Annotated in this window: 18 protein-coding genes and 1 pseudogene; 12 read left to right on the forward strand and 7 right to left on the reverse strand. The window is 71.2% G+C overall.

Going from position 1 to position 22,221, the window contains the following annotated elements; all coding sequences use genetic code 11:
• Positions 1 to 77: 77 nt before the first annotated feature.
• From ACWGQ1_RS06980 to ACWGQ1_RS06990, 3 genes are all read left to right on the forward strand, one after another.
• Positions 78 to 578 (forward strand): amino-acid N-acetyltransferase, encoded by a 501-nt coding sequence (locus ACWGQ1_RS06980; protein WP_136034679.1) that lies wholly within the window; start codon positions 78 to 80, stop codon positions 576 to 578.
• Positions 579 to 638: 60 nt separating this feature from the next.
• Positions 639 to 1,283: a hypothetical protein gene (locus ACWGQ1_RS06985; RefSeq protein ID WP_452312605.1), complete on the forward strand. Its 645-nt coding sequence runs from the start codon at positions 639 to 641 to the stop codon at positions 1,281 to 1,283.
• 352 nt (positions 1,284 to 1,635) lie between these two features.
• Positions 1,636 to 2,046: a dehydrogenase gene (locus ACWGQ1_RS06990; protein ID WP_136034683.1), complete on the forward strand. Its 411-nt coding sequence runs from the start codon at positions 1,636 to 1,638 to the stop codon at positions 2,044 to 2,046.
• A gap of 15 nt (positions 2,047 to 2,061) precedes the next feature.
• Here ACWGQ1_RS06990 and radA read toward each other — a convergent pair whose 3' ends face one another.
• Positions 2,062 to 3,429 (reverse strand): DNA repair protein RadA, encoded by a 1,368-nt coding sequence (gene radA / locus ACWGQ1_RS06995; RefSeq protein WP_452312606.1) that lies wholly within the window; start codon positions 3,427 to 3,429, stop codon positions 2,062 to 2,064.
• Between the two features lie 100 nt (positions 3,430 to 3,529).
• Between radA and ACWGQ1_RS07000 the strand changes: the two genes are divergently transcribed.
• From ACWGQ1_RS07000 to cydC, 5 genes are read left to right on the forward strand one after another with little or no spacing between them, the layout of a single operon-like run.
• The gene (locus ACWGQ1_RS07000) at positions 3,530 to 4,207 is read left to right on the forward strand and encodes a helix-turn-helix transcriptional regulator (protein WP_247637771.1); all 678 of its coding nucleotides are present in this window, start codon (positions 3,530 to 3,532) and stop codon (positions 4,205 to 4,207) included.
• Positions 4,194 to 5,609, forward strand: coding sequence for a cytochrome ubiquinol oxidase subunit I (locus tag ACWGQ1_RS07005; protein ID WP_136034689.1), 1,416 nt, complete (start codon positions 4,194 to 4,196; stop codon positions 5,607 to 5,609). The genes ACWGQ1_RS07000 and ACWGQ1_RS07005 overlap by 14 nt, the downstream gene beginning before the upstream one ends.
• Before the next feature lie 14 nt (positions 5,610 to 5,623).
• Positions 5,624 to 6,652 carry a cytochrome d ubiquinol oxidase subunit II gene (gene cydB / locus ACWGQ1_RS07010; RefSeq protein ID WP_136034691.1) on the forward strand — a complete coding sequence of 343 codons (1,029 nt, stop codon included), beginning with the start codon at positions 5,624 to 5,626 and terminating at the stop codon, positions 6,650 to 6,652.
• 30 nt (positions 6,653 to 6,682) lie between these two features.
• On the forward strand, positions 6,683 to 8,350 hold the full coding sequence (gene cydD, locus ACWGQ1_RS07015; protein ID WP_452312607.1) for a thiol reductant ABC exporter subunit CydD: 1,668 nt from the start codon (positions 6,683 to 6,685) through the stop codon (positions 8,348 to 8,350).
• Positions 8,347 to 10,014, forward strand: coding sequence for a thiol reductant ABC exporter subunit CydC (gene cydC / locus ACWGQ1_RS07020; protein WP_452312608.1), 1,668 nt, complete (start codon positions 8,347 to 8,349; stop codon positions 10,012 to 10,014). The genes cydD and cydC overlap by 4 nt, the downstream gene beginning before the upstream one ends.
• Before the next feature lie 3 nt (positions 10,015 to 10,017).
• On the opposite strand, the gene moaA is transcribed toward cydC, so the two are convergent.
• Positions 10,018 to 11,076 carry a GTP 3',8-cyclase MoaA gene (gene moaA / locus ACWGQ1_RS07025; protein WP_136045183.1) on the reverse strand — a complete coding sequence of 353 codons (1,059 nt, stop codon included), beginning with the start codon at positions 11,074 to 11,076 and terminating at the stop codon, positions 10,018 to 10,020.
• 3 nt (positions 11,077 to 11,079) lie between these two features.
• Positions 11,080 to 12,318: an MFS transporter gene (locus tag ACWGQ1_RS07030; RefSeq protein ID WP_136045182.1), complete on the reverse strand. Its 1,239-nt coding sequence runs from the start codon at positions 12,316 to 12,318 to the stop codon at positions 11,080 to 11,082.
• 129 nt (positions 12,319 to 12,447) lie between these two features.
• Here ACWGQ1_RS07030 and ACWGQ1_RS07035 point away from each other — a divergent pair, with 129 nt between their 5' ends.
• Genes ACWGQ1_RS07035 through narI form a run of 4 tightly spaced genes read left to right on the forward strand, consistent with a single transcriptional unit; the run spans position 12,448 to position 19,287 of the window.
• Positions 12,448 to 16,200 carry a nitrate reductase subunit alpha gene (locus ACWGQ1_RS07035; protein WP_452312609.1) on the forward strand — a complete coding sequence of 1,251 codons (3,753 nt, stop codon included), beginning with the start codon at positions 12,448 to 12,450 and terminating at the stop codon, positions 16,198 to 16,200.
• On the forward strand, positions 16,197 to 17,834 hold the full coding sequence (gene narH, locus ACWGQ1_RS07040) for a nitrate reductase subunit beta (protein WP_136045180.1): 1,638 nt from the start codon (positions 16,197 to 16,199) through the stop codon (positions 17,832 to 17,834). The genes ACWGQ1_RS07035 and narH overlap by 4 nt, the downstream gene beginning before the upstream one ends.
• Before the next feature lie 59 nt (positions 17,835 to 17,893).
• A complete protein-coding gene (narJ, locus tag ACWGQ1_RS07045; protein ID WP_247982206.1) occupies positions 17,894 to 18,535 on the forward strand; it encodes a nitrate reductase molybdenum cofactor assembly chaperone in 642 nt (213 codons plus the stop codon).
• Entirely contained in the window at positions 18,532 to 19,287 is a 756-nt protein-coding gene (narI, locus tag ACWGQ1_RS07050) for a respiratory nitrate reductase subunit gamma (protein WP_247982205.1), read from the forward strand. Before narJ ends, narI begins: the two co-directional genes overlap by 4 nt.
• A gap of 281 nt (positions 19,288 to 19,568) precedes the next feature.
• Here the strand turns inward: narI and ACWGQ1_RS07055 are convergent.
• From ACWGQ1_RS07055 to ACWGQ1_RS07070, 4 genes and pseudogenes are all read right to left on the reverse strand, one after another.
• A pseudogene (locus tag ACWGQ1_RS07055) lies at positions 19,569 to 20,097 on the reverse strand (ATP-binding cassette domain-containing protein); the annotation flags it as partial.
• Positions 20,094 to 20,912 (reverse strand): ABC transporter permease, encoded by an 819-nt coding sequence (locus tag ACWGQ1_RS07060; RefSeq protein WP_452312735.1) that lies wholly within the window; start codon positions 20,910 to 20,912, stop codon positions 20,094 to 20,096. The gene ACWGQ1_RS07060 and the pseudogene ACWGQ1_RS07055, both read right to left, overlap by 4 nt.
• A 10-nt stretch (positions 20,913 to 20,922) precedes the next feature.
• A complete protein-coding gene (modA, locus tag ACWGQ1_RS07065) occupies positions 20,923 to 21,690 on the reverse strand; it encodes a molybdate ABC transporter substrate-binding protein (protein WP_452312610.1) in 768 nt (255 codons plus the stop codon).
• On the reverse strand, positions 21,687 to 22,076 hold the full coding sequence (locus tag ACWGQ1_RS07070; protein ID WP_452312611.1) for a TOBE domain-containing protein: 390 nt from the start codon (positions 22,074 to 22,076) through the stop codon (positions 21,687 to 21,689). Before ACWGQ1_RS07070 ends, modA begins: the two co-directional genes overlap by 4 nt.
• Positions 22,077 to 22,221 lie beyond the last annotated feature (145 nt).

Genomic DNA, 22,221 nt, shown 5'->3' on the forward strand with positions numbered 1-22,221 from the left:
AAGGGGCGGATGCTGCGGCATCCGCCCCTTCCTCGTGTCTGGGAGGCGCACGGAGGGTGCGGTTCTAGGCTGGTCGGGTGAGCGACTACATCGTCCGGCCCGCCCGCAGCGCCGATATCGTCAGCATCCGCAACCTGCTCCAGCCGCTCGTGGAGCAGCGCATCCTGCTCGGCAAAGACCTGGCGGTGCTGTACGGCGCGGTGCAGGAGTTCGTGGTGGCGGAGGCCGACGGCGAGCTGATCGGCTGCGGCGCCCTGCACGTCATCTGGGAGGACCTCGGCGAGGTGCGCACCCTGCTCGTGCGCGACGACTGGCTGCACCACGGCATCGGTCGCGCGATCGTCGAGCGCCTGGAGGAGAACGCGCGCGCACTCGGACTGACGCGCCTGTTCTGCCTCACGTTCGAGGTCGATTTCTTCGGCCGCCGCGGCTTCACCCCCATCGGCGAGCAGGTCGTCGATCCCGACGTGTACTCGCAGCTGCTGCGCAGTGGAGACGCGGGTGTCGAGGAGTTCCTCGACCTGGCGCACGTCAAGCCGAACACGCTCGGCAACACCCGCATGCTCAAGGTGCTCTGAGGCCCGACGGGCGCACGACGCCTCCCAGGATCGCGGGGGTCGATCGCTTAACCTGGAACCATGCCCCGTCGTTCCGCCGCCGTCTACCGTCGTCGGCGTCTGGTGGTGCTGCTCGGGCTGATCCTGGTCCTCGCGGTGATCGGGGTGTCGGTGTGGCTGCTGGCCGCGCGCCCCTGGGCCGCCGCGACCGATGCGACCCCGGCGCCGACGTCCTCTTCGACGACCGAGACGACGCCGCCGCCCACGGGTTCCGCGAGCCCGGCGCCCACTCCGAGCGCCTCCGAGACGCCCGCTGTCGTGGCCTGCCAGGCGAAGGACATCGAGGTCACGGCTGTCACCGACGCCGACACCTACGCGGCGGGCGTCACCCCGCGCCTGTCGATCTCGCTGACGAACAAGGGCACCACGGACTGCACGATCGACGTGGGGTCGAGCACCCAGGTGTTCACGGTGTCGAGCGGCGCGGACGTGTGGTGGCGGTCGACGGACTGCCAGGAGAACCCGAGCAGCATGATCGCGACGCTCACCGCCGGATCGACCGTGGTGAGCAAGGAGCCCGTGGTGTGGGATCGCACCCGGTCGAGCGTGGAGACGTGCGCGCAGGAGAACCGGCAGCGGGCGCCCGGTGGCGGCGCGTCGTACCATGTGGCCGTGTCGATCGGCGGCTTCCCCAGCGCCACCACGGCGCAGTTCCTGCTCTACTGATCGCACGCTACGGCTTTGCGGGCGATCCGGCCGTGCGGCTTCGGATTGCTTCGTCTGCTGCGGCAACCGATCCGAATTGCGGCGACCTTCGCGTCGGAGGGCCTCTTGTGCTGACACGAGTCGTTCTTTGGGATACCATAGACATGACTCTCCGCCTATGCGGCATAAGCCATCCCCAGTGGCGTCGAACTACAGCGTCCCCAGCGCTTCGACACCGCCGCTCGAGAGTCCGAGGGCCCTCTCGAGTACCCCAGTCCCCAATGGAGGACTCGAGAGGGCCCCAATCTTTTCCCGCGCCGGCCAGAGGTCGCCGCGGAGCCGCGCTCGTCGTGTCGATGCCTAAGCTGGAGACATGGCTGCGAAGAAGGCGAAGTCCGGCAAGAAGAAGCCCGCACCCGAGGACTTCCGGTCCGAGGCGCTGGCGGTGGCCCTCGAGAAGCAGGACGTGGCCGCGGTCGCCCTGGCCCTGCGGCACGGCACGACCGTCGTCCCGCTCATCAAGCCCGGTGCGCGCGACAACCCGCTCGACGGCGGCGAGGTGTGGACGTACCGCGACCCGAACACGGGCGACCTGGCGCTGCTGCTCTTCAGCGACGCGAAGAACAAGCCGGCCAACCTGCCGCCCGGTGTGGGCATCTACGACGCGGCGTGGCTGCGGCGGTTCCTCTCCGCGCACCCCATCACGACCGTGTTCCTCGACATCGCCGGTCCCCATCCCATGCAGGCGGATCCGGTCGAGCTGCTCAAGGCGCTCGACGCCTGAGCGCTGCGCCGCGGCTCAGAACGGCGGGATGTCGCGGTCGGGACGCCGGGCCGCGTTCCGCGAGCGGATGTCGCCCAGGGCGGCGCGCAGCGTCTTCGACCGGTCGTCGACCACCTGCTCGTAGCCCAGTCGCGCCGCCTCCGTCCGGCGCTGCGCGGCCTGCGTGACCGGCCGCACCTCACCCGCCAGGCTGAGCTCGCCCACCGCGGCGACCGTGCGCGGCACCGAGATCATCTGGATGGACCCCGCCACCGCGATCGCGATCGCGAGGTCGGCCGCGGGCTCGGTGAACCGCACGCCGCCCACCGTGGAGACGTACACGTCGAGGCTGCCGGTGGGCACTCCGGCCCGGCGCTCCAGGATGGCCAGCACCATCGCGACGCGCGAGGCGTCGAGCCCGTGCACGATGCGCCGGGGGTTCGGAGCGTTGCTGGGCACGGTGAGCGCCTGCACCTCCACCGGCAGGGCGCGGCGCCCCTCCAGGGAGATCGCGACGCAGGTGCCGGGCTCGGACGCCCCCTGCGACAGGAAGAGCCCGGACGGATCCGGCACCTCGGCGATGCCGTCGCCGGTCATCTCGAAGCACCCCACCTCGTCGGTCGGCCCGAAGCGGTTCTTGAGCGCGCGGATGAAGCGCAGCGACGTCTGCCGGTCGCCCTCGAAGTGGCACACCACGTCGACCAGGTGCTCCAGCACGCGGGGGCCGGCGACCTGCCCGTCTTTCGTGACGTGACCGACGATGATGATCGGCAGGTCCCGCTCCTTGGCGACGCGGATGAGGGTCGCGGCGACCTCGCGCACCTGGCTGGGTTGTCCTGCCGCGCCGTCGGTGAGCGACGACGACACCGTCTGCACGGAGTCGACGATCACGAGCTGCGGCTGCACCTCGTCGATGTGACCGAGGATCGTGGCGAGGTCGGTCTCGCTCGCCAGGTACAGCTCGTCGTGCAGCGCGCCGGTACGCTCGGCGCGCAGCCGCACCTGAGCGGGGGACTCCTCGGCGCTCGCGTACAGCACCCGCCGCCCGGCACGTGCCGCCTGCGCGGCGACTTCGAGCAGCAGCGTGGACTTACCGACGCCCGGCTCGCCGCTGAGCAGGATGGCGGCGCCGGGCACGATGCCGCCGCCCAGCACGCGGTCGAACTCGCCGACCCCGCTCGTGCGCCGGGGTGCGTCCTGTGTCGTGATCTGCGTGATCGGTCGGGCGGCGCGATCGGCGGTGGGTGCGAGGGCGTTCACGCGTCGGAGGATGCCGGTCCGGGCGGCCTGCTCCTGCACGGTTCCCCACTGCTGGCACTCGCCGCAGCGGCCGACCCATTTCGCCGTCGTCCACCCGCACTCCGTGCACACGTACGCAGGGGGAGCGGGTTTCCGGGTGGCCATGCCCCCAGGCTATCGGCGGGATCAGACATCCCTATCGCCCGGGTGATTATTCACGGTCCGGTGCCCCAAGAGCCCGTGGAAAAGCCAACATAATGAAGACATGTCCAACGGCGGGTCCGTCTGCGGACCGATCTCGAGCTACTCCCGGGTGCGCATCCTGCACCTGCTCTTCGAGGCGGGGGTGACCGGTGCGTCCCGGCACCTCACGATCGGCGAACTGTGCGAGGCCACCGGCCTGCACGCCAACACCGTCCGCGAGCATCTGCAGCGCCTCATCGAGGGCGGCTACGTGATCCCCGAGGTGGAGCACCGCACCACCCGCGGCCGCCCGCGCACGCTCTACCGCGCCGCGACCGGTGCGTCCGACGCGTCGAGCCCGGTCGCCAGGGACAAAGCCAAGGCGGCCGCCCGTCGCGGCGACCTGCTGCGCAGCGTGGTGCCCTCCGCGGCCCCGAGCGCCCTCGGCCGCGACGCCGTGCACCAGCTCGACGCCCTGGTCGAGCACCTGGAGGAGAGCGGCTTCGAACCGGTCGTCGACGACCGGGTGCTGACGGTCGACCTGAGCCCGTGCCCGCACGCCGCCGGCCGTCCCGAAGACCGCCCGCTCCTGTGCCAGGTGCACCTGGGCCTCATGCAGAGCGTGCTGACCGAGGCCGGGGGACCGCTCGTCGCCGCGTGCGTGCGCGACGCTCAGAGCCCATCGGAGTGCACGGTGCAGCTGCGCGACACCACGACGCAGCAGTCCGACAGAAGAGGAGTCGCGCATGGAATGGCTTGATCCGCTCGTCCTGTCCCGATGGCAGTTCGGGCTGACGACCGTCTACCACTACCTCTTCGTGCCGCTGACGATCGGCATGGCCCTGGTGGCCGCGATCTTCCAGACGGCGTGGGTGCGCACCGGCAAGGTGCAGTACCTCCACCTCACCCGCTTCTTCGGCAAGATCTTCCTGATCAACTTCGCCATGGGCGTGGTCACCGGCATCGTGCAGGAGTTCCAGTTCGGCATGAACTGGTCGGACTACTCCCGCTTCGTCGGCGACGTGTTCGGAGCCCCGCTGGCCTTCGAGGGTCTCCTCGCCTTCTTCTTCGAGGCGACCTTCATCGGCCTGTGGATCTTCGGCTGGGACAAGCTGCCGCAGAAGCTGCACCTCGCGACCATCTGGTGCGTCTCGATCGGCAGCATCCTGTCGGCGTACTTCATCATCGCGGCGAACGCGTTCATGCAGAACCCCGTCGGCTACACGTTCAACGAGGCGACCAACCGTGCCGAGCTCACCGACTTCTGGGCGCTGCTGACCAACCCCGTGGCGCTCGCCGCCTTCCCGCACACCATCTTCGGCGCACTCATGTTCGCCGCCGGTGTCGTCATCTCGGTCTCGGCCTGGCACCTGGCGCGGGGCCAGCACTTCGACACCATGCGCGTCTCCCTCAAGTTCGGGCTGTGGGCCATGATCTTCTCCACCGCGGGCGTGGTGCTCACCGGCGACCAGCTGGGCCTGGCGATGTACGCCGCGCAACCCATGAAGATGGCCGCCGCCGAGGCGACGTTCAACACCGTGTGCGGACCGGACGCCTCCTTCAGCCTGTTCACGCTCGGCACGCCGGACGGCAGCTCCGAGCTGTTCTCCATCCGCGTCCCGTACCTGCTGTCGCTGCTGTCGACGCACACGCTCGACGCGTGCGTGCACGGCATCAACGACCTCAACGCCGAGTACGCCCAGACCTACGCCGCCACGGGCCTGACCGACTTCGCCCCGATCCTGTGGGTCACGTACTGGTCGTTCCGCTGGATGATCGGCCTCGGCATGGCCGCCGCCCTCGTCGCGGTCGCCGGCCTCTGGGTCACCCGCAAGAACGCCAAGAAGCCGGTCGCCCCGTGGATGTGGAAGGTCGCGATCTGGTCGTTCCCGCTCGCGCTCGCCGCCAACATCATGGGCTGGGTGTTCACCGAGATGGGTCGGCAGCCGTGGATCGTGTTCGGGCTGATGTCCACGCGAGACGGCGTCTCGCCCGGTGTCAGCGGTGTCGAGGTGCTCATCTCGCTGATCGCCTTCACCGCGATCTACGCCGCCCTCGCGGTGGTCGAGGTGCGGTTGATCGTGAAGGCCGCCCAGAAGGGGCCGGACACCGATGAACAGCCCCATGAGGAGACGGCTCAGCTGCCGTCGGTCGTGTACTGAGAGGAAGGAGCATCATGGATCTCGCAACGCTCTGGTTCTGGATCGTCGCCTTCCTCTTCGTGGGGTACTTCGTGCTCGACGGATTCGACTTCGGCGTCGGCATGTCGCTGCCGTTCCTCGGCAAGGACGACGTCTCCCGCCGGCAGGTCATCAACACGATCGGCCCGGTGTGGGACCTCAACGAGACGTGGGTCATCGTCGCCGGCGCCTCGCTGTTCGCGTCGTTCCCCGAGTGGTACGCCACCCTGTTCAGCGGCTTCTACCTGCCGCTGCTGCTCATCCTGCTCGCGCTCATCCTGCGCGGCGTCTCGTTCGAGTACCGCCACCAGCGGGAGAGCAGGAAGTGGAAGCAGGGCTTCGACCGGATGATCGTGATCGGCTCCGTCGTGCCCGCGCTGCTGTGGGGCGTCGCCTTCGGCAACATCGTGCAGGGCGTCGCGATCGACGAGAACCACATCTACGTCGGCGGCTTCTTCTCGCTGCTCAACCCCTACGCGCTGCTGGTCGGCGTGACCACGCTGCTGTTGTTCTTCCTGCACGGCGTGCTGTTCGTGGCGCTCAAGACCGACGGGCAGGTGCACGCCGATGCCCGGAAGCTCGCCGCCCGCGCGGCCGTGCCCACCGTGATCGCCGCCGCCGCGACGGTGCTGTGGACCTACTTCCTCGCCGCGGGGCGGGAGGCGCCGCTGCTGTGGCTGGTCGCGGGGGCCGGTGCCATCGCCGCGGTGTCGCTCATCGCCGCGATCGTGCTGTCGCTGCGGGGCCGAGACGGCCAGGCCTTCACCGCGGGCATCGTCACGGTGCTGACGGCCGTGGTGATGCTGTTCGCCGCGCTGTTCCCGTTCGTCATGCCGTCAACCATCGACCCGGCGTTCAGCCTGACGATCGCGAACGCGTCGAGCACTCCGTACACGCTGCAGATCATGACCTGGACCGCGCTGATCGCGCTGCCGCTCGTCATCGCCTACCAGACCTGGACATACTGGGTGTTCCGCAAGCGCGTCACCCGCAGCTCGATCGAGGGGGCGCCGGCCCACGCGTGACCCTGCCCCGCCCCCGATGATCGCCCCCGCATGAAACCCGTCGACCCGAGACTGCTGCGCTACGCGGCCGCCGCCCGTGGGTACCTCGCGGCCTCCGCGGTGATCGGCGTCGCGCAGACCGCGGTCACGATCGCGTTCGCGTGGCTGCTGACCGAGGCCATCACGGGAGCGATCGCCGGCCGAGACGTCACCGTGGTGCTGCTCACGCTGCTCGCGACGGCACTGGTGCGCGGGGTGCTGATCGCCGCGTCCGACGCCGCGGGTACACGGGCGGCCGCGCGCACGGGCATGCAGCTGCGGTCCGCGCTCGTGGCGGCCGTCGGGCGCCTCGGGCCGGGGTGGCTGGCGCAGCGGAACCAGACGGCGCTCGCGGTGACCGCGGGGCACGGGCTGGAGGCGCTCGACGCCTACTTCGCCCGGTACATCCCGCAGCTGGTGCTCACGGCGATCGCGACACCCGTGCTCGTCGCGGTCATGTGGTGGCAGGACTGGCCGAGCGGGCTCACGGCCCTCATCACCCTGCCGCTCATCCCGCTGTTCCTCATCCTGATCGGCATCGCCACCCGCACCGTGCAGAAGCGGCAGTGGCAGACGCTGCAGCGACTGGCCGCCCGGTTCGCCGACACCGTGCAGGGACTGTCGACGCTGCGCCTGTTCGGCCGCGACGCCCGGGCGGCCGACCGCATCGAGGCCACCGCCGACGACTACCGTCGCGAGACCATGAAGGTGCTGCGGTTCTCGTTCCTGTCGGGCTTCTCCATGGAGCTGCTGTCGTCGCTGGCGGTGGCGCTCATCGCGGTCGCGGTGGGGTTCCGGCTGCTGTCGGGCGAGCTCACGCTCGAGGTCGGGCTGTTCGTGCTGCTGCTGGCGCCCGAGGCCTTCCTCCCCATCCGCCAGGTGGGCGTGCAGTTCCACGCGGCGGCGGAGGGGGTCGCCGCGACCGAGGACGTGTTCGCGGTGCTCGACGAGGCGCGGGGCGACGGCTCCGGCGTACACGACTCGGGAGCGCCTGCCGCGGTGAGCGCCTCCGGCGCGGTCCCCGGCGCAGCCGCCGTCCGTTCTCCGGAGTCGCGAACCCCCACGGACGGCGCCCTCGTCGTGGAGCAGCTGCGCGTGCGCGACCTGCCGCCCGTGTCGTTCACCGCCGAGCGCGGCACCATCACCCTCATCGAGGGGCCGAGCGGCGCGGGCAAGTCGAGTCTGCTGGCGGCCCTGCGGGGCGCGGTGCCGTTCGCGGGCGAGGCGACGTGGTCCGGGCGTGACGTCCGCGGCCTCGCGTCGTCGGAGTGGCTGGCGTGGGCGGGCCAGTCGCCCGGGCTCATCCGCGGCACGGTGGCGGACAACGTCGCCCTCGGCGACCCGGAGCCCGATGCGGAGCGGGTGCGGAGGGCGCTCGACGCCGCCTGCGCCGAGGGGATCGACCCCGCGCGAGAGCTCGGCGTGCAGGGCAGCGGACTGTCGGGCGGGCAGGCGCAGCGGGTCGCGGTGGCGCGGGCGCTCTACCGCCAGGCGGGGATGCCGCACGCCGTGCTCGCGCTCGACGAACCCTCCAGCGCGCTCGACCCCGCCACGGAGGAGCGGCTGTGGTCCTCGCTGCGCGCCAGGGCCGACGCCGGAGCGACCGTGCTGCTGGTCTCCCACCGCCGGTCGGCGCGCGACATCGCCGACCGCGTGGTCGCCCTGGGGGTGAGCGCATGAGCGAGACCACCAGGGCCCGGCGGGTGCGCGAGGTGCTCCGCCTGGCGCAGCCGCCCGTCGCGCGGTTCCTGCCCGGCCTGATCTGGGGCGTGCTGTCGGCGGGCGCGGCCGTGAGCCTGCTCGCGGTGAGCGGCTGGCTGATCGTGAGCGCCTCGATCGTGGACTCGCTCGTGCCGCTGTCGGTGGCCGTGGTCGGGGTGCGGTTCTTCGCCGTGACCCGCGCCGTGACCCGTTACCTCGAGCGGCTCAGCGGGCACGACGCGGCGCTGCGGCAGCTGGCCTCGACGCGCTCCGACCTGGTGCGCCGCCTCATCCCGCTCTCTCCCGCGGGGCTCGGCGCGACCGACCGGGGGCAGGTGCTCGCGGCACTGGTCGACGACGTGGAGAATCTGCAGAACCTGCCGTTGCGGGTGGTGCAGCCGCTCGCGGTGTCGGCGCTCGTCGCCGTGGGAGCCGTGGGGTTCCTCGCCTTCGTGTCGCCCGCGGCCGCGCTGACCCTCGCCGTGTGCCTGGTCGTCGCCGCGCTCGCCGCGATCGGGCTCGGGTGGGTGTTCGGCTCCCGGGCCGAGGCGGCCGTGTCTGCCCGTCGCGCCGAGGTGTCGGCGGCACTGGTCGACTACCTCGGCAGTCTCGACGTGCTGCTCGCCTACGGGGCGGAGGGCCAGGCGCGCGAGCGCATCCGGGTGGCCGACGCCGCCCTGCGCCGGGTCGTGAGCAGGGCCTCGGTCGCCCAGGCCGTCGCCGCGGGCACCGTGTCGCTCGTGGCGGGGGCTGCGTCGGTGTGGGCGCTCGCGGCGGCCGCGCCGGGACTCGCGACCGGGGCGATCGATGCGCCGTGGCTCGCGGTCGCGGTGCTCGTGCCGATGGTGGTGTTCGAGGTGTTCGGGGCCGTGCCGATCGCCGCGGCCTCGTGGCGCAGCGTGCGGGCGAGCGCCGAGCGCATCGTGGACGTGCTGCCGGAGCGCATGCCGTCGGAGCTGCGGACGGACGCGGGGGAGGATGTCGCGTTCGACGGCACACCGCGGGTCACGCTCCGCGGGGTCGCGGCGCACTGGCCCGGAGGGGTTCCGGCACTGCGCGGCGTCGACCTCGACCTGCGGCCCGGGGAGCGCGTGCTCGTGACCGGTCCGAGCGGTGCGGGCAAGAGCTCGCTCGCGGCCGCGCTGGTCGGGTTCCTCCGCGTGACGGGGGAGTACCGCATCGACGGGCGCGACGCCGCAGCACTGTCGGGTCCGGCGCTGCGCCGCACGATCGGCCTGTGCGAGCAGCACCCGCAGCTGTTCGACGAGGATCTGCGGCAGAACCTCCTGTTCGCCAGGGACACCGCGACCGACGGGGAGCTGCTCGACGCGCTCGACCGCGTGGGGCTCGGGGCGTGGGCGCGCGAGCGCGGGGGCCTCGACGCCAGGGTGGGCGACCGCGGGGCGCTGGTGTCGGGCGGCCAGGCGCAGCGCATCGCCCTGGCCCGCGCGCTGCTCCGGGGGTTCCCGGTGCTGGTGCTCGACGAGCCGACCGCTGGCGTGGACCCCGACGCCTCGGACGCCCTGCTGCGCGACCTGCTCGACGCCGCGGGCGACCAGACGGTGCTGCTGATCTCGCACGTGGATCCGCCCGCGGGAACGGTGGACCGGGTGGTGCGGCTCGACGGCGGTCGCACGCTCTGAGGCTCAGCCGCCGATCGCGTTCATGCCCCGTTCGGGCTGGAGGAACGCCGGGTCGTCGATGGCGTGACCGGGAAGCTTCGCCCAGACGCACGCGCGCAGCACGCGGTCGAGGGCGTCGTCCGATCCGCGGGTGTCGCGGAGCACCGGCAGCAGATCGAACTCGTGCGACGAGAACAGGCAGTTCCGCAGCTGCCCGTCGGCCGTGAGGCGCAGGCGGTCGCAGTCTCCGCAGAACGGTGCCGTGACCGAGGCGATCACCCCGACGGTGGCCGATCCTCCGTCCAGGCGCCAGCGCTCGGCCGGGGCTCCACCGCGTCCCGCGACGGGGGTCAGGGCCCAGCGGCGACCGAGGGCGTCGAGGATCTCCTGTCGCGTGACCATCCGTTCGCGGTCCCACGTGTGGCCTGCATCGAGGGGCATCTGCTCGATGAAGCGGAGCTCGGCGTCGTGCGCGATCGCGAACTCGACCAGGTCGCACAGCTCGTCGTCGTTCACGCCGCGCATCGCGACCGTGTTGAGCTTGAGCGGGCGAAGGTCGGACGCCGCGGCGGCCGCGATGCCGCGCAGCACGTCGGCGAGCCGGTCGCGGCGGGTGAGGGCGGCGAAGCGGTCGCGGCGCAGCGTGTCGATGGAGATGTTGAGTCGCGCGAGCCCCGCGTCGGCGAGCGCGTCGAGCGTCTCGGCGAGGCGGATGCCGTTGGTGGTCATGGCGACCCGCACGGGTCCGTGGCCCTCGTCGATCGCGCTCAGGCGGCGGACGACCTCCACCAGGTCGGGGCGGAGGAGCGGTTCGCCGCCGGTGAGCCGGAACGTGGTGATACCGGCCGCCGCCGCCACCCGTGCCACGCGCACGATCTCGTCGGCCGTCAGGATGGAGGAGCGCGCGAGCCACTCGTTCCCCTGCTCCGGCATGCAGTAGGTGCAGCGCAACGAGCAGCGGTCGGTGAGCGAGATCCGCAGGTCGCGGTGTACCCGCCCGTGCGTGTCGAGCAGCGGCCCGTGCGCGGCCGGTGCGGTCGCGGCGGGCCGGCGGCGTCCGAGCTGCACGGGCACGGAGGTCATGCGTCAGACCTTACTCGCGGCGCGTCGTCCACCGACGTCGCGGAGCATCCCGGCGACCACGAGCGCGAACGCGCCGACGAACACGAGCAGCCACAGGCCGAGCGAGTAGGAGTTGGTGTCGGGGTTGTACGTCGCGCCCATGACCAGCGGCGGGAAGTACCCGCCGAGGCCGCCCGCCGCGGCGACGATGCCGCTCACGGATCCCACCTTCTCCGGCGGGGTGGACGGCCCGATCCACGCGAAGACGGCGCCCATGCCGAGACCCATCGCGGCGGCCATGAGGATGAAGGTCGCGCCCGTGACGATGCCCTCGGGCGGTTGCTGGCCGACGATGTACGCGAGCGACACGATGCCGCCGAGCGAGATGAGCGCGATGACCTTGGGGCCGAAGCGGTCGGCCAGCACCCCGCCGATCGGGCGCGCGACCACGGCGGCGGCGGCGAACAGGGCGGTGCGGGTGCCCGCTCCCACCACGTCCACGTCGTCGGGGTAGATCGTGGTGAGGTACTTCGGCAGGAAGGTCGAGAACGCCACGAAGCCGCCGAACACGATGCCGTAGAGGAACGCCATCTCCCACGTCACGGCGAGTTTGAGCGCGCCGACCACCTTCGGGACGAATCGCTCGGTGTTGGGCCGCCAGACGGGGGAGTCCCGCAGCAGCACCCACGACACGACGGCGAACACGCCGAGGACGCCCGCGATGAGCAGATGGGTGGGCAGGTAGCCGATCGACTCCGCCAGCCGCGGGGTGAAGAACGCCGAGATCGCCGTGCCGATCATGCCCATGCCGAAGACGCCGTTCGCGAAGCCGCGACGGGACGGCGGGAACCACGCGCTGGAGAACGGGATGCCGACCGCGAAGATCGTGCCGGCGACGCCGAGGTAGAAGCCGGCGATCAGCAGCAGCGGGAAGCTGCGGATCTCTCCCGCGAGCGCCACGAGGAGCACCGCGGGCACCGAGGCCAGGAGAACGAACGTGAACATCCGGCGGCCGCCGAAGCGGTCGGTCATGGCGCCCACCACGATGCGGCCCAGGGCGCCGACCAGCACCGGGGTCGCGAGCATGAGCGAGATCTGGCCCTCGTCGAGTCCCATCTGCTCGGCGTACGACTTCTGCAGTGGCGAGATGGCCATCCATGCCCAGAAGCCCGCGGTGGAGGCGAGCGTGGCGAGGATGACCTGGACCATCCCGCCGCGGAGCTGATCGGGGGCGGCGGTCGGGGCGGGAGCAGCAGAAGTCATGGGTGGAGCCTCCTTCGTGCGTTGAGAGTAGCTTCGCGGCTGGGCCGCGGAGGCGCCATCACCCGTGCTAATTCCGCCCGGGTGATTTGTCCCGGCGTACCCTTGTGCGCCCTCGTGGGCGGGGGGAGGATGCTGAGTCAAAAGCCGCGTGAAGGAGCAGCCGTGACCCCTGGCATCCGATCCGACAGCCCGCCCGCGACCGATGGCGCTCTCGCCGACGGACTGCTGAATCTGGGTCGGTTCCTCCGGCCGGGTGAGGTGTCGCCCGACCTGCGGTCGCTGTTCCTGGAGGGCGGTCGGTCGGGTGACGCGTTCTACCGCGACCGCTGGTCGCACGACAAGGTCGTCCGCTCCACCCACGGCGTGAACTGCACCGGTTCGTGCTCGTGGAAGGTGTACGTCAAGGACGGCATCATCACGTGGGAGGCGCAGCAGACCGACTATCCCTCGATCGGCCCGGACTCTCCCGAGTACGAGCCTCGCGGCTGTCCGCGTGGTGCCGCGTTCAGCTGGTACACCTACTCGCCGACGCGCGTGCGCTATCCGTACATCCGCGACACACTGGCCCGGCTCTATCGCGAGGCCCGTGCCGTGCACGCCGACCCGGTGGATGCCTGGGCATCGATCGTGGAGGATCCGGAGAAAGCGCAGTCGTACAAGCGCGTGCGCGGCAAGGGCGGTCTCATCCGCACGAGCTGGGACGAGGTCATGGAGATCGCGGCCGCGGCGCACGTGCACACGGTGAAGACCCACGGCCCGGATCGGATCGCCGGGTTCTCGCCGATCCCCGCGATGTCGATGGTGTCGCACGGCGCCGGCTCCCGGTTCCTGAACCTGCTGGGCGGCACGATGCTGTCGTTCTACGACTGGTACGCCGACCTCCCGGTCGCGAGCCCGCAGGTGTTCGGCGACCAGACCGACGTGCCGGAGTCGGCGGACTGGTGGAACGCGGGCTACCTCATCATGTGGGGCTCGAACGTCCCGGTCACGCGCACGCCCGACGCCCACTTTATGGCCGAGGCGCGGTACCGCGGGCAGAAGGTCGTCACCGTGTCGCCGGACTACACCGACAACACGAAGTTCGCCGATGAGTGGGTCGCCCCGCACCCGGGCACCGATGCGGCGCTGGCCCTCGCCATGGGTCATGTCGTCCTGCGCGAGCACTTCGTCGACAAGCGCACGCCGCGGTTCGAGGAGTACATGCGCCGCTACACCGATGCCCCGTTCCTGGTGGCTCTGGAGGAGCGGGACGGCGGGCTGGTGCCCGGCAAGTTCGTCACGGCGTCCGACCTCGACGGCGACACAGCGGCGCAGGCGCGCGCCGAGTTCAAGCCCGTGCTGCTCGACGCGGACGGCACGCCGGTGGTGCCGAACGGATCGCTCGGGCACCGCTTCTCCCCGGAGGACAAGGGCGCGTGGAATCTCGACCTCGGCGACGTCGTACCGCCGCTGTCGATCGCCGATCTCCCCGGAGGGACCGAGGCGGCGGAGGTGCGCCTGCCGCGGTTCGACCTCGACCCCGAGCCCGGCCAGGAGCACGCCGGCGGCTCGGGCGTGGTGGTGCGCGGCGTCCCCGTGCGCACGGTCGCCGGGCGCCGTGTGACCACGGTGTTCGACCTGATGCTCGCGCAGTACGGCGTGGGCCGCGACGGCCTTCCCGGCGAGTGGCCGTCCGGCTACGACGACGCGAGCACCCCGGGCACCCCCGCGTGGCAGGAGGAGCACACCTCGGTGCCCGCCGCGCAGGCCCTGCGCATCGCGCGCGAGTTCGCCGACAACGCCGAGCGCTCCGGCGGCCGGTCGATGATCCTGATGGGCGCGGGGACCAACCACTGGTTCCATTCCGACACGATCTACCGCACGTTCCTCGCGCTGACGACGATGACCGGCTGTCAGGGGGTGAACGGCGGCGGTTGGGCGCACTACGTGGGACAGGAGAAGGTGCGGCCGATCACGGGCTACCAGCAGTACGCCGCGGCCGCGGACTGGGGCCGCCCTCCCCGGCACACGATCGGCACCGCCTTCTGGTACCTCGCCACGGACCAGTGGCGCTACGACGGGCTGCCGGCGGATCAGCTCGCCTCGCCACTGGGCACCGGGCGCTTCACGGGGCGCACGACCGCCGACTGCCTGGTCGAGTCGGTGCAGCGCGGATGGATGCCGAGCTACCCGACGTTCGACCGCAACCCGCTCGACCTGTGCGACGAGGCCGAGACGCTCGGCAAGGAGCCGGCGCAGCACGTCGTCGACAGCCTGAACGAGGGGTCCCTCCGGTTCGCGGTGGAGGATCCCGACGCCCCGGAGAACTTCCCCCGCATCGTGCTGGTGTGGCGCGCGAACATCCTCGGCTCGTCCGGCAAGGGCAACGAGTACTTCCTGAAGCACCTGCTCGGCACCGACGCGTCGGTGCGTGCCGCCGAGGCGTCGCCCGGGTCCCGCCCGGCGACCATGACGTGGCGCGACCGGGCTCCCGAGGGCAAGCTCGACCTGCTGATGACGGCCGACTTCCGGATGACCAGCACGACGCTGTTCAGCGATATCGTGCTGCCGGCGGCGACCTGGTACGAGAAGCACGACCTCTCCTCGACCGACATGCACCCCTTCATCCACGCGTTCAACCCGGCGATCGCGCCCCCCTGGCAGACGAAGACCGACTTCGACGTGTTCGGGTTGCTAGCCGAGAAGTTCAGTGCGATGGCCCGCACGCACCTCGGTGTGCGGAAGGACCTCGTCGCGACGCCGCTGCAGCACGATACGCCGGATGTGATGGCGACGCCGCACGGCCGGGTGCAGGATCTGCCGCGGGTCCCGGGAGTGACCATGCCGAAGCTCGCCGTGGTGGAGCGGGACTACCCGAACCTGCACGAGCGATGGAAGGCGCTCGGCCCGCTCACACAGAAGCTGGGCATGACGACGAAGGGCATCACGTACCGCGCCGAGCCGGAGATCGAGAAGCTGAAGAGGGTCAACGGTGTCGTGGAGAGCGGGCCGTACGCGGGGTCCGTGCGCCTCGACACCGACCGCCGCGCGTGCGAGCTGATCCTCGCGTTCTCCGGTACGAGCAACGGGCGACTCGCGGTGCAGGGCTTCCACGCCCTCGAGGAGCACACCGGTCAGCGGATGGCGTTCCTCGCGGATGAGCACGAGGGCACGCAGCTCACCTTCAACGACGTGTCGGTGCAGCCGCGCAGCGTGATCACGTCTCCCGAGTGGTCGGGATCGGAGCACGGCGGACGGCGCTACACCGCGTTCGCGATCAACGTCGAGCACCTCAAGCCGTGGCACACGCTCACCGGGCGCCAGCACTTCTACCTCGACCACGACTGGATGGACGAGCTCGGCGAGGCGCTGCCGATCTACCGCCCCCCGCTCGACATGCACCGGCTGTTCGACGACGTGGTGCCGGGCACCAGCAGCGCCGCCGAGGTGCACGTGCGGTATCTGACCCCGCACTCCAAATGGTCGATCCACTCCGAGTACCAGGACAACCTGTTCATGCTGTCTCTCTCGCGCGGCGGGCCCACGATCTGGATGAGCCCGCAGGACGCGGCCAAGATCGGCGTGCGCGACAACGACTGGATCGAGTCGTACAACCGCAACGGCGTCGTGGTCGCTCGGGCGAACGTGTCGCACCGGATGCCGGAGGGAACGGTGTACATGTACCACGCGAAGGACCGCACGGTGGATGTGCCGATCTCCGAGGTCAGCGGCCAGCGCGGTGGCATCCACAACTCGCTCACGCGGATCCTGCTCAAGCCGAGCCACCTCATCGGCGGCTACGCGCAGCTCGCCTGGGCGTTCAACTACCTGGGTCCGACGGGGAACCAGCGCGACGAGGTCACCACGATCCGCCGCCGCGATCAGGAGGTGCGGTACCGATGAAGGTCATGGCTCAGATGTCGATGGTGATGAATCTCGACAAGTGCATCGGATGCCACACGTGCTCGGTCACGTGCAAGCAGGCGTGGACCAACCGCACGGGCATGGAATACGTGTGGTTCAACAACGTGGAGACCAGGCCGGGCGTCGGGTACCCGCGCGGCTACCAGGACCAGGAGAAGTGGGGCGGCGGCTGGGTGCGTGACAAGCGCGGTCGGCTCCGGCTGCGCAGCGGCGGCCGGCTCGCCAAGCTCATGCGCATCTTCTCCAACCCGAAGCTGCCCGGCATGGACGACTACTACGAGCCGTGGACCTACGACTACGACATGCTCGTCAACGCGCCCAGCGGCGAGCACACGCCGGTCGCCCGGCCGAAGAGCCTCATCACGGGCAAGGACATGAAGATCTCGTGGTCGGCCAACTGGGACGACGATCTCGGCGGCTCGCTCGAGACCATGCACGACGACCCGATCCTGAAGAAGATGAGCGAGCAGGTGGAGGCCGAGTTCCAGAAGGCCTTCATGTTCTACCTGCCGCGCATCTGCGAGCACTGCCTGAACCCGTCCTGCGTGGCGTCGTGTCCTTCGGGCGCGATGTACAAGCGCGAGGAGGACGGCATCGTGCTGGTGGATCAGGATGCGTGCCGTGGATGGCGCATGTGCGTGTCGGGCTGCCCGTACAAGAAGGTCTACTTCAACCACAAGACCGGCAAGGCCGAGAAGTGCACCATGTGCTATCCCCGCATCGAGGTGGGGCTGCCGACGGTCTGCTCGGAGACCTGCGTCGGACGACTGCGCTATCTCGGGCTCGTGCTCTACGACGTGGACCGGGTCGCCGAGGCCGCCGCGGTCGAGGACGAGCACGAGCTGCTGGACGCGCAGCGCTCGATCATCCTCGACCCGAACGACCCCGCGGTGGTCGAGGCCGCCCGCCGCGACGGCATCCCCGAGGACTGGATCGAGGCCGCGCAGCGCAGCCCCATCCACAAGCTGATCCAGAAGTACCGGGTGGCGCTGCCGCTGCACCCCGAGTACCGCACGATGCCGATGGTCTGGTACATCCCGCCGCTGTCGCCCGTGGTCGACGTGGTCACCGGCTCCGGCAACGACGGGGAGGACGCGCGAACGCTGTTCGCCGCGATCGACAAGCTCCGCATCCCGATCGGCTACCTCGCGGAGATGTTCACGGCCGGCGACGTGCAGCCCGTCGATGCGTCGCTGCGCAAGCTCGCCGCGATGCGGTCGTACATGCGCGGGGTGAACCTCGACGACGAGCGCGACGAGCGCATCGCGCACGCGGTGGGCATGACGGGGGCCGAGATCGAGGAGATGTACCGGTTGCTCGCGATCGCGAAGTACGAGGAGCGCTACGTCATCCCGGCGGCGCACGCCGAGCGGGCGCACGAGCTGGAGGAGATGGCCTGCTCGCTCGACTACGAGGACGGCCCCGGCATGGGCGGTGCGGGCCCGTTCGGTGAGAACAGCGGATATCCCACGCCGGTCGCGGTGGAGAACTTCCACGTGCTCGCGGATCGGCAGACCGCGGATCGACCGTCGACGCCCGGGCGGGTGAACCTGCTGAACTGGGACGGCAACGGTCGGCCGGGCGGGCTGTTCCCGCCGGAGGCGGAGAAGTGAGCAGCGTCCTCCCGGTGCGAGAGCGAGGGCGGGTCACCCCGCGGCGACCATTGCCCGAGGTGCTGACGCCGGCTGTCCTGTCGGGCACGCAGCGCCGCACGGTGCACATGCTGGCGTCCCTGCTGCTCGACTACCCCGATGCCCCCTGGTTCGACCGTGCGGGGACCCTGCGCGCGCACGCCGCCGGACTGCCGCAGCCGGTCGCCGAGCCGCTGATCCGTTTCCTCGACGGAGCCGTGGAGGTCGGGCCGACGGCGGTGCAGCGCGAGTACGTCACGACGTTCGACCTGAAGCGCAAGTGCTCGCTGTACCTGAGCTACTACGCGACCGGGGACACGCGGCGCCGCGGGACGGCGCTCGTCACGTTCCTGGAGGCGTATCGCGCGGCAGGGTGGGAGTTCGACGCCGCCGAGCTGCCGGACTACCTGCCGGCGGTGCTGGAGTTCTCCGCGCGCTCCGCGTCCCCCGTCGCAGACGCTCTGCTGTCGGCGCATCGCGAGGGCGTCGAGGTGCTGCGGGCCGCGCTGGAGGACGGGGGTAGCCGCTGGGCGGACGTGGTCAGGGCGGTGACGCTCTCGCTGCCGAAGGTCGACCAGGCGACGCGGGAGCGTGTCCTGGCGCTGGTGAACGAGGGGCCGCCCGCCGAGACCGTGGGGCTGAGCCTGCCGATGCCCGCATTCCGAGCGAGGGAGTCGCGATGAGTCTGGAGATCGTCCTGTGGGTGGTCGTGCCCTACGTGTGCGCGGCGGTGTTCGTCCTCGGCCACATCTGGCGCTACAAGTACGACAAGTTCGGCTGGACGACGCGATCGTCGCAGACCTACGAGAACCGCCTGCTGCGGTGGGGCTCGCCCATGTTCCACCTGGGCATCCTGATGGTGATCGCGGGGCACGTGGTGGGTCTGCTCATCCCGCGGGAGTGGCTGTATGCGATCGGGATCACCGAGGAGATGTACCACGTCGGCGCGACCGTGCTCGGGACGGCGGCGGCGATCCTCACCCTCGCGGGCCTGGCGATCCTCATCTACCGGCGACGCACGGTCGCCGCGGTGTTCCTCGCGACGACCGTGATGGACAAGGTGATGTACGTCTTCCTCGGCGCCACGCTGCTGTTCGGCACCGCGGCGACGGTCGTCTACCAGGTGTTCGGCGGCGGCTTCCACTACCGTGAGACGGTGTCGCCGTGGATCCGGCAGCTCATCATCCTGCAGCCGCGCCCCGATCTCATGGTCGACGTGCCGCTGCTGTTCCAGCTCCACGTGTTCACGGCGACGCTGCTGTTCGCGCTGTGGCCGTTCACGCGGCTCGTGCACGTGTTCTCGGCACCGGTCGGCTACCTGTTCCGTCCGTACATCGTGTACCGCTCGCGTGACGACCAGCGCGGCACCCGGGCGCCGAAGCGCGGATGGGACCCGGTGTCGACGCCGGACGCGGCACGGCTGCGGCGGCCCTGACACCGCCGTCGTCGGGTGGGGCGGCGCATCGCGCGGACGGCGGCGTCGCGCTCGGGGTGGTGAGAGTCAGCGAGCGGATTCGGCGACCGCGGCGACGAACGATGATGCGGGGACGGACAGCACGTCGGCCACGGGGCCGTCCTGCACCACGCGGCCGTCCTGCACGATGACGAGGCGCGTCGCGAGGGACTGGGCGTCGACGATGCCGTGCGTCACGAGGACGGTCGTGGTGCTGCCGCGCTGCTCGTGCATGACCGCGCGCAGCTGGGCCGCGGCCTCCACGTCGAGCGACGTGAACGGCTCGTCCAGCAGCAGCAGCCGGGGGCGGGCCGCCAGAGCCCTGGCGAGGGCGACACGCTGGCGCTGACCTCCGGAGAGTTCGTGGGGGCGCCGGGGGCCGAGTCCGTCAAGGCCAATGCGCGTCATCCAGGCGTCGGCGGTCTCGCGGGCGGCCGTCCGGTTCGAGCCGGCGGCGCGGGCGGCGAAGGCGATGTTTTCCGCCGCGGTCAGGTGCGGGAACAGCAGTGCGTCCTGCCCGAGGAGCCCGATGGCTCGACGGGACGGCGGCACGTGCACGGCACGAGCCGCGCGGGGCGCGGCACCCGAGAGGCGTGCGCCGTCGAGATCGACGTGACCGTCGTCGATACGGAGGAGACCGGCGATCGCGGAGAGGATCGTGGTCTTGCCGGCGCCGCTCGGACCCATGATCGCCACGCACTCGCCCGCAGCGACACCGAGCGCGACGTCGAGATGGGCGCGATGGACCACGACCCGCGCGTCGAGCCGCCCCGTGTACGCGCCCGCGGTCATCGCACGGCTCCCGGCCGCCAGGCCCGCACGAGCAGCAGCACGAGGACCGCGCAGCCCAGCAGCAGGATCGACAGGGCGACGGCGGTCTCCCGGCCGGTCCCCGCGCCGTTGAACGCGGTGTAGATCGCGAGCGGCATGGTCTGCGTGACCCCGGGGGCATTGCCGGCGAACAGGGCGGTCGCCCCGAACTCGCCGATGGCCCGCGCGAAGCACAGGATCACGCCGGCGACGATGCCGGGCGTCGCAAGGGGCAGCGTCACCCGCCACAGCACCACGGCGGGGGAGGCACCGAGGGTCGCGGCCGTGCGTTCGTAGCGGCTGCCGGTGCTGCGGATGGTGCCCTCGACCGCGAGCACGAGGAACGGCAGCGCGACGAACGCCTGGGCGAGCACGACCGCGGCCGGTGTGAACGGGATGCCGGTGCCGAACCAGTCCGCGACGAGACGGCCGAGTGGGCTCGTGCGACCCAGCAGGAACAGCAGCGCCACCCCGCCGACCATCGGGGGCAGCACGAGCGGCACTGCGACGACGGCACGCAGGATCGCGGAGGTGCGCTGACCGGAGCGGGCGATGAGCAGCGCGAGCGGGAGCCCCAGGACGAGGCACAGCGTGGTGGCGGCGAGCCCGGTCACAAGCGACAGACGCAGGGCGTCGACCGCGACGGGCGAGGTGATGTCGGCCCACAGCGTTTCCCAGGAGGCGCGAGCGAGCAGGGCGATCAGGGGCAGGGCCAGCAGGAGCACGCCGAGCACGGCGGGCGCGATGACGAGGAACGGTGGTGCGGCTCCGGTGTCCGCGCGGCGCAGGGGCGTCATGATGCCAAGGTCACGGGGCGCCGAACCCGTGATCGGCGAGGACCCGTCGTCCCTCTGGCCCGAGGACGAAATCGGCGAACGCGACACCCGCGGCGGTGGCGTCGCCGAGTGCGACGATCGGGTAGCGGTTCAACGCCTTCTCCGCGCCCGGCGGCGAGAAGCTCTCGACGTCCTCTCCGATCACGTCGGTCGCGTAGACCAGGCCCGCGTCCGCCTCACCCGCGAGGATCTTCTGCAGCACTCCCGTGACGTTCTGCTCGAGACTGGCCGGTCTCACGGTCACGCCGGCCGCGTCGAGCAGTGTCTGCGAGGCCGCTCCGCACGGCACCTCGGGCGCGCAGAGCACGGTGGTGACGTCGGCCAGATCTTCGACGCCGGAGACGTCGCCGGGGTTTCCCGCCGGCATGGCGACGACGAGGGTGTTGGTGGCGAAGAGCCGCGGATCGGAGACGAGTCCGGCGTCCACGACCTCCTTCATCGTGCGCTCGTCGGCGGTGGCCAGGACATCGGCGTGCGCGCCCTCCGCGAGCTGTGTCACCAGCACGCTCGACCCGTCGTAGACGATGGGGGCGACCGTGACGGCGGGGTGCGCGTCGTGGAAGGCGTCGGCGATCTCGTCGAACGCGGCGCGGAGCGACGCGGCGGCGAACACGGTGACCTCGCCGGTGAGCTCGTCCGCCGATGTGGGGGAGGGCGACGTCGACTCCGGGGCGGCGCAGCCGGTCAGCGCGAGGGCGACCGCGAGGGCGCTCGCCGCGAGCACCGGGGCGCGCCTCATCGGGGAGTCTCCACGATCACGGTGGTCGCCTTGATGACGGCGACCGCGAGCGAGCCGGGCTGCAGGTCGAGCTCGGTGGCGGCCTCGGCGGACAGCAGGGAGACGATGCGGTGCGGACCGGCCTGGATGTCGACCTGGGCCATGACGCCGTCGATCTGCACGCGGGTCACCAGGCCCGTGAACCGGTTGCGGGCGCTGGACAGCACGTCGCCCGGCGTCGGCGGGGTGGCGGCGAGGTCGACGGCGTGGCGGGCGAGGGCGTCGCCGGGAATGCGCGCGGGGCTGTCGTCGGTCACGGGGAGCGCCCCCTGGTCGATCCACCGGCGCACCGTGTCGTCGCTCACGCCGAGCAGCCGTGCGGCCTCCGCGATCCGATAGCTGACCATGGCCGAGAGCCTAGAGCGGTGTGATCCGCAAATCCAGCGGTTTCGCCGGAGAAAGTCCGCAAGTGCGGATCGGAGGCGACGGTGCAGGGCGCTCGACCGCTCCGGACAATTCCCCCGGGTGAACCCCGCCCGCCCGTCGGAGGAC

Source organism: Microbacterium sp. NPDC055599 (assembly GCF_053618975.1).

Bases quoted from the DNA above. Each gene is read 5' to 3' on its own strand.
- ACWGQ1_RS07035 (WP_452312609.1), top strand. From the start codon at position 12,448: ATGCTGAGTCAAAAGCCGCGTGAAGGAGCAGCCGTGACCCCTGGCATC.
- ACWGQ1_RS07005 (WP_136034689.1), top strand. From the start codon at position 4,194: ATGGAATGGCTTGATCCGCTCGTCCTGTCCCGATGGCAGTTCGGGCTG.
- ACWGQ1_RS06990 (WP_136034683.1), top strand. From the start codon at position 1,636: ATGGCTGCGAAGAAGGCGAAGTCCGGCAAGAAGAAGCCCGCACCCGAG.
- radA (WP_452312606.1), bottom strand. From the start codon at position 3,429: ATGGCCACCCGGAAACCCGCTCCCCCTGCGTACGTGTGCACGGAGTGC.
- cydC (WP_452312608.1), top strand. From the start codon at position 8,347: ATGAGCGAGACCACCAGGGCCCGGCGGGTGCGCGAGGTGCTCCGCCTG.
- ACWGQ1_RS07000 (WP_247637771.1), top strand. From the start codon at position 3,530: ATGTCCAACGGCGGGTCCGTCTGCGGACCGATCTCGAGCTACTCCCGG.
- ACWGQ1_RS06985 (WP_452312605.1), top strand. From the start codon at position 639: ATGCCCCGTCGTTCCGCCGCCGTCTACCGTCGTCGGCGTCTGGTGGTG.
- ACWGQ1_RS07060 (WP_452312735.1), bottom strand. From the start codon at position 20,912: ATGACGCCCCTGCGCCGCGCGGACACCGGAGCCGCACCACCGTTCCTC.
- ACWGQ1_RS07030 (WP_136045182.1), bottom strand. From the start codon at position 12,318: ATGACTTCTGCTGCTCCCGCCCCGACCGCCGCCCCCGATCAGCTCCGC.
- moaA (WP_136045183.1), bottom strand. From the start codon at position 11,076: ATGACCTCCGTGCCCGTGCAGCTCGGACGCCGCCGGCCCGCCGCGACC.
- narI (WP_247982205.1), top strand. From the start codon at position 18,532: ATGAGTCTGGAGATCGTCCTGTGGGTGGTCGTGCCCTACGTGTGCGCG.
- cydB (WP_136034691.1), top strand. From the start codon at position 5,624: ATGGATCTCGCAACGCTCTGGTTCTGGATCGTCGCCTTCCTCTTCGTG.
- modA (WP_452312610.1), bottom strand. From the start codon at position 21,690: ATGAGGCGCGCCCCGGTGCTCGCGGCGAGCGCCCTCGCGGTCGCCCTC.
- cydD (WP_452312607.1), top strand. From the start codon at position 6,683: ATGAAACCCGTCGACCCGAGACTGCTGCGCTACGCGGCCGCCGCCCGT.
- narH (WP_136045180.1), top strand. From the start codon at position 16,197: ATGAAGGTCATGGCTCAGATGTCGATGGTGATGAATCTCGACAAGTGC.
- ACWGQ1_RS07070 (WP_452312611.1), bottom strand. From the start codon at position 22,076: ATGGTCAGCTATCGGATCGCGGAGGCCGCACGGCTGCTCGGCGTGAGC.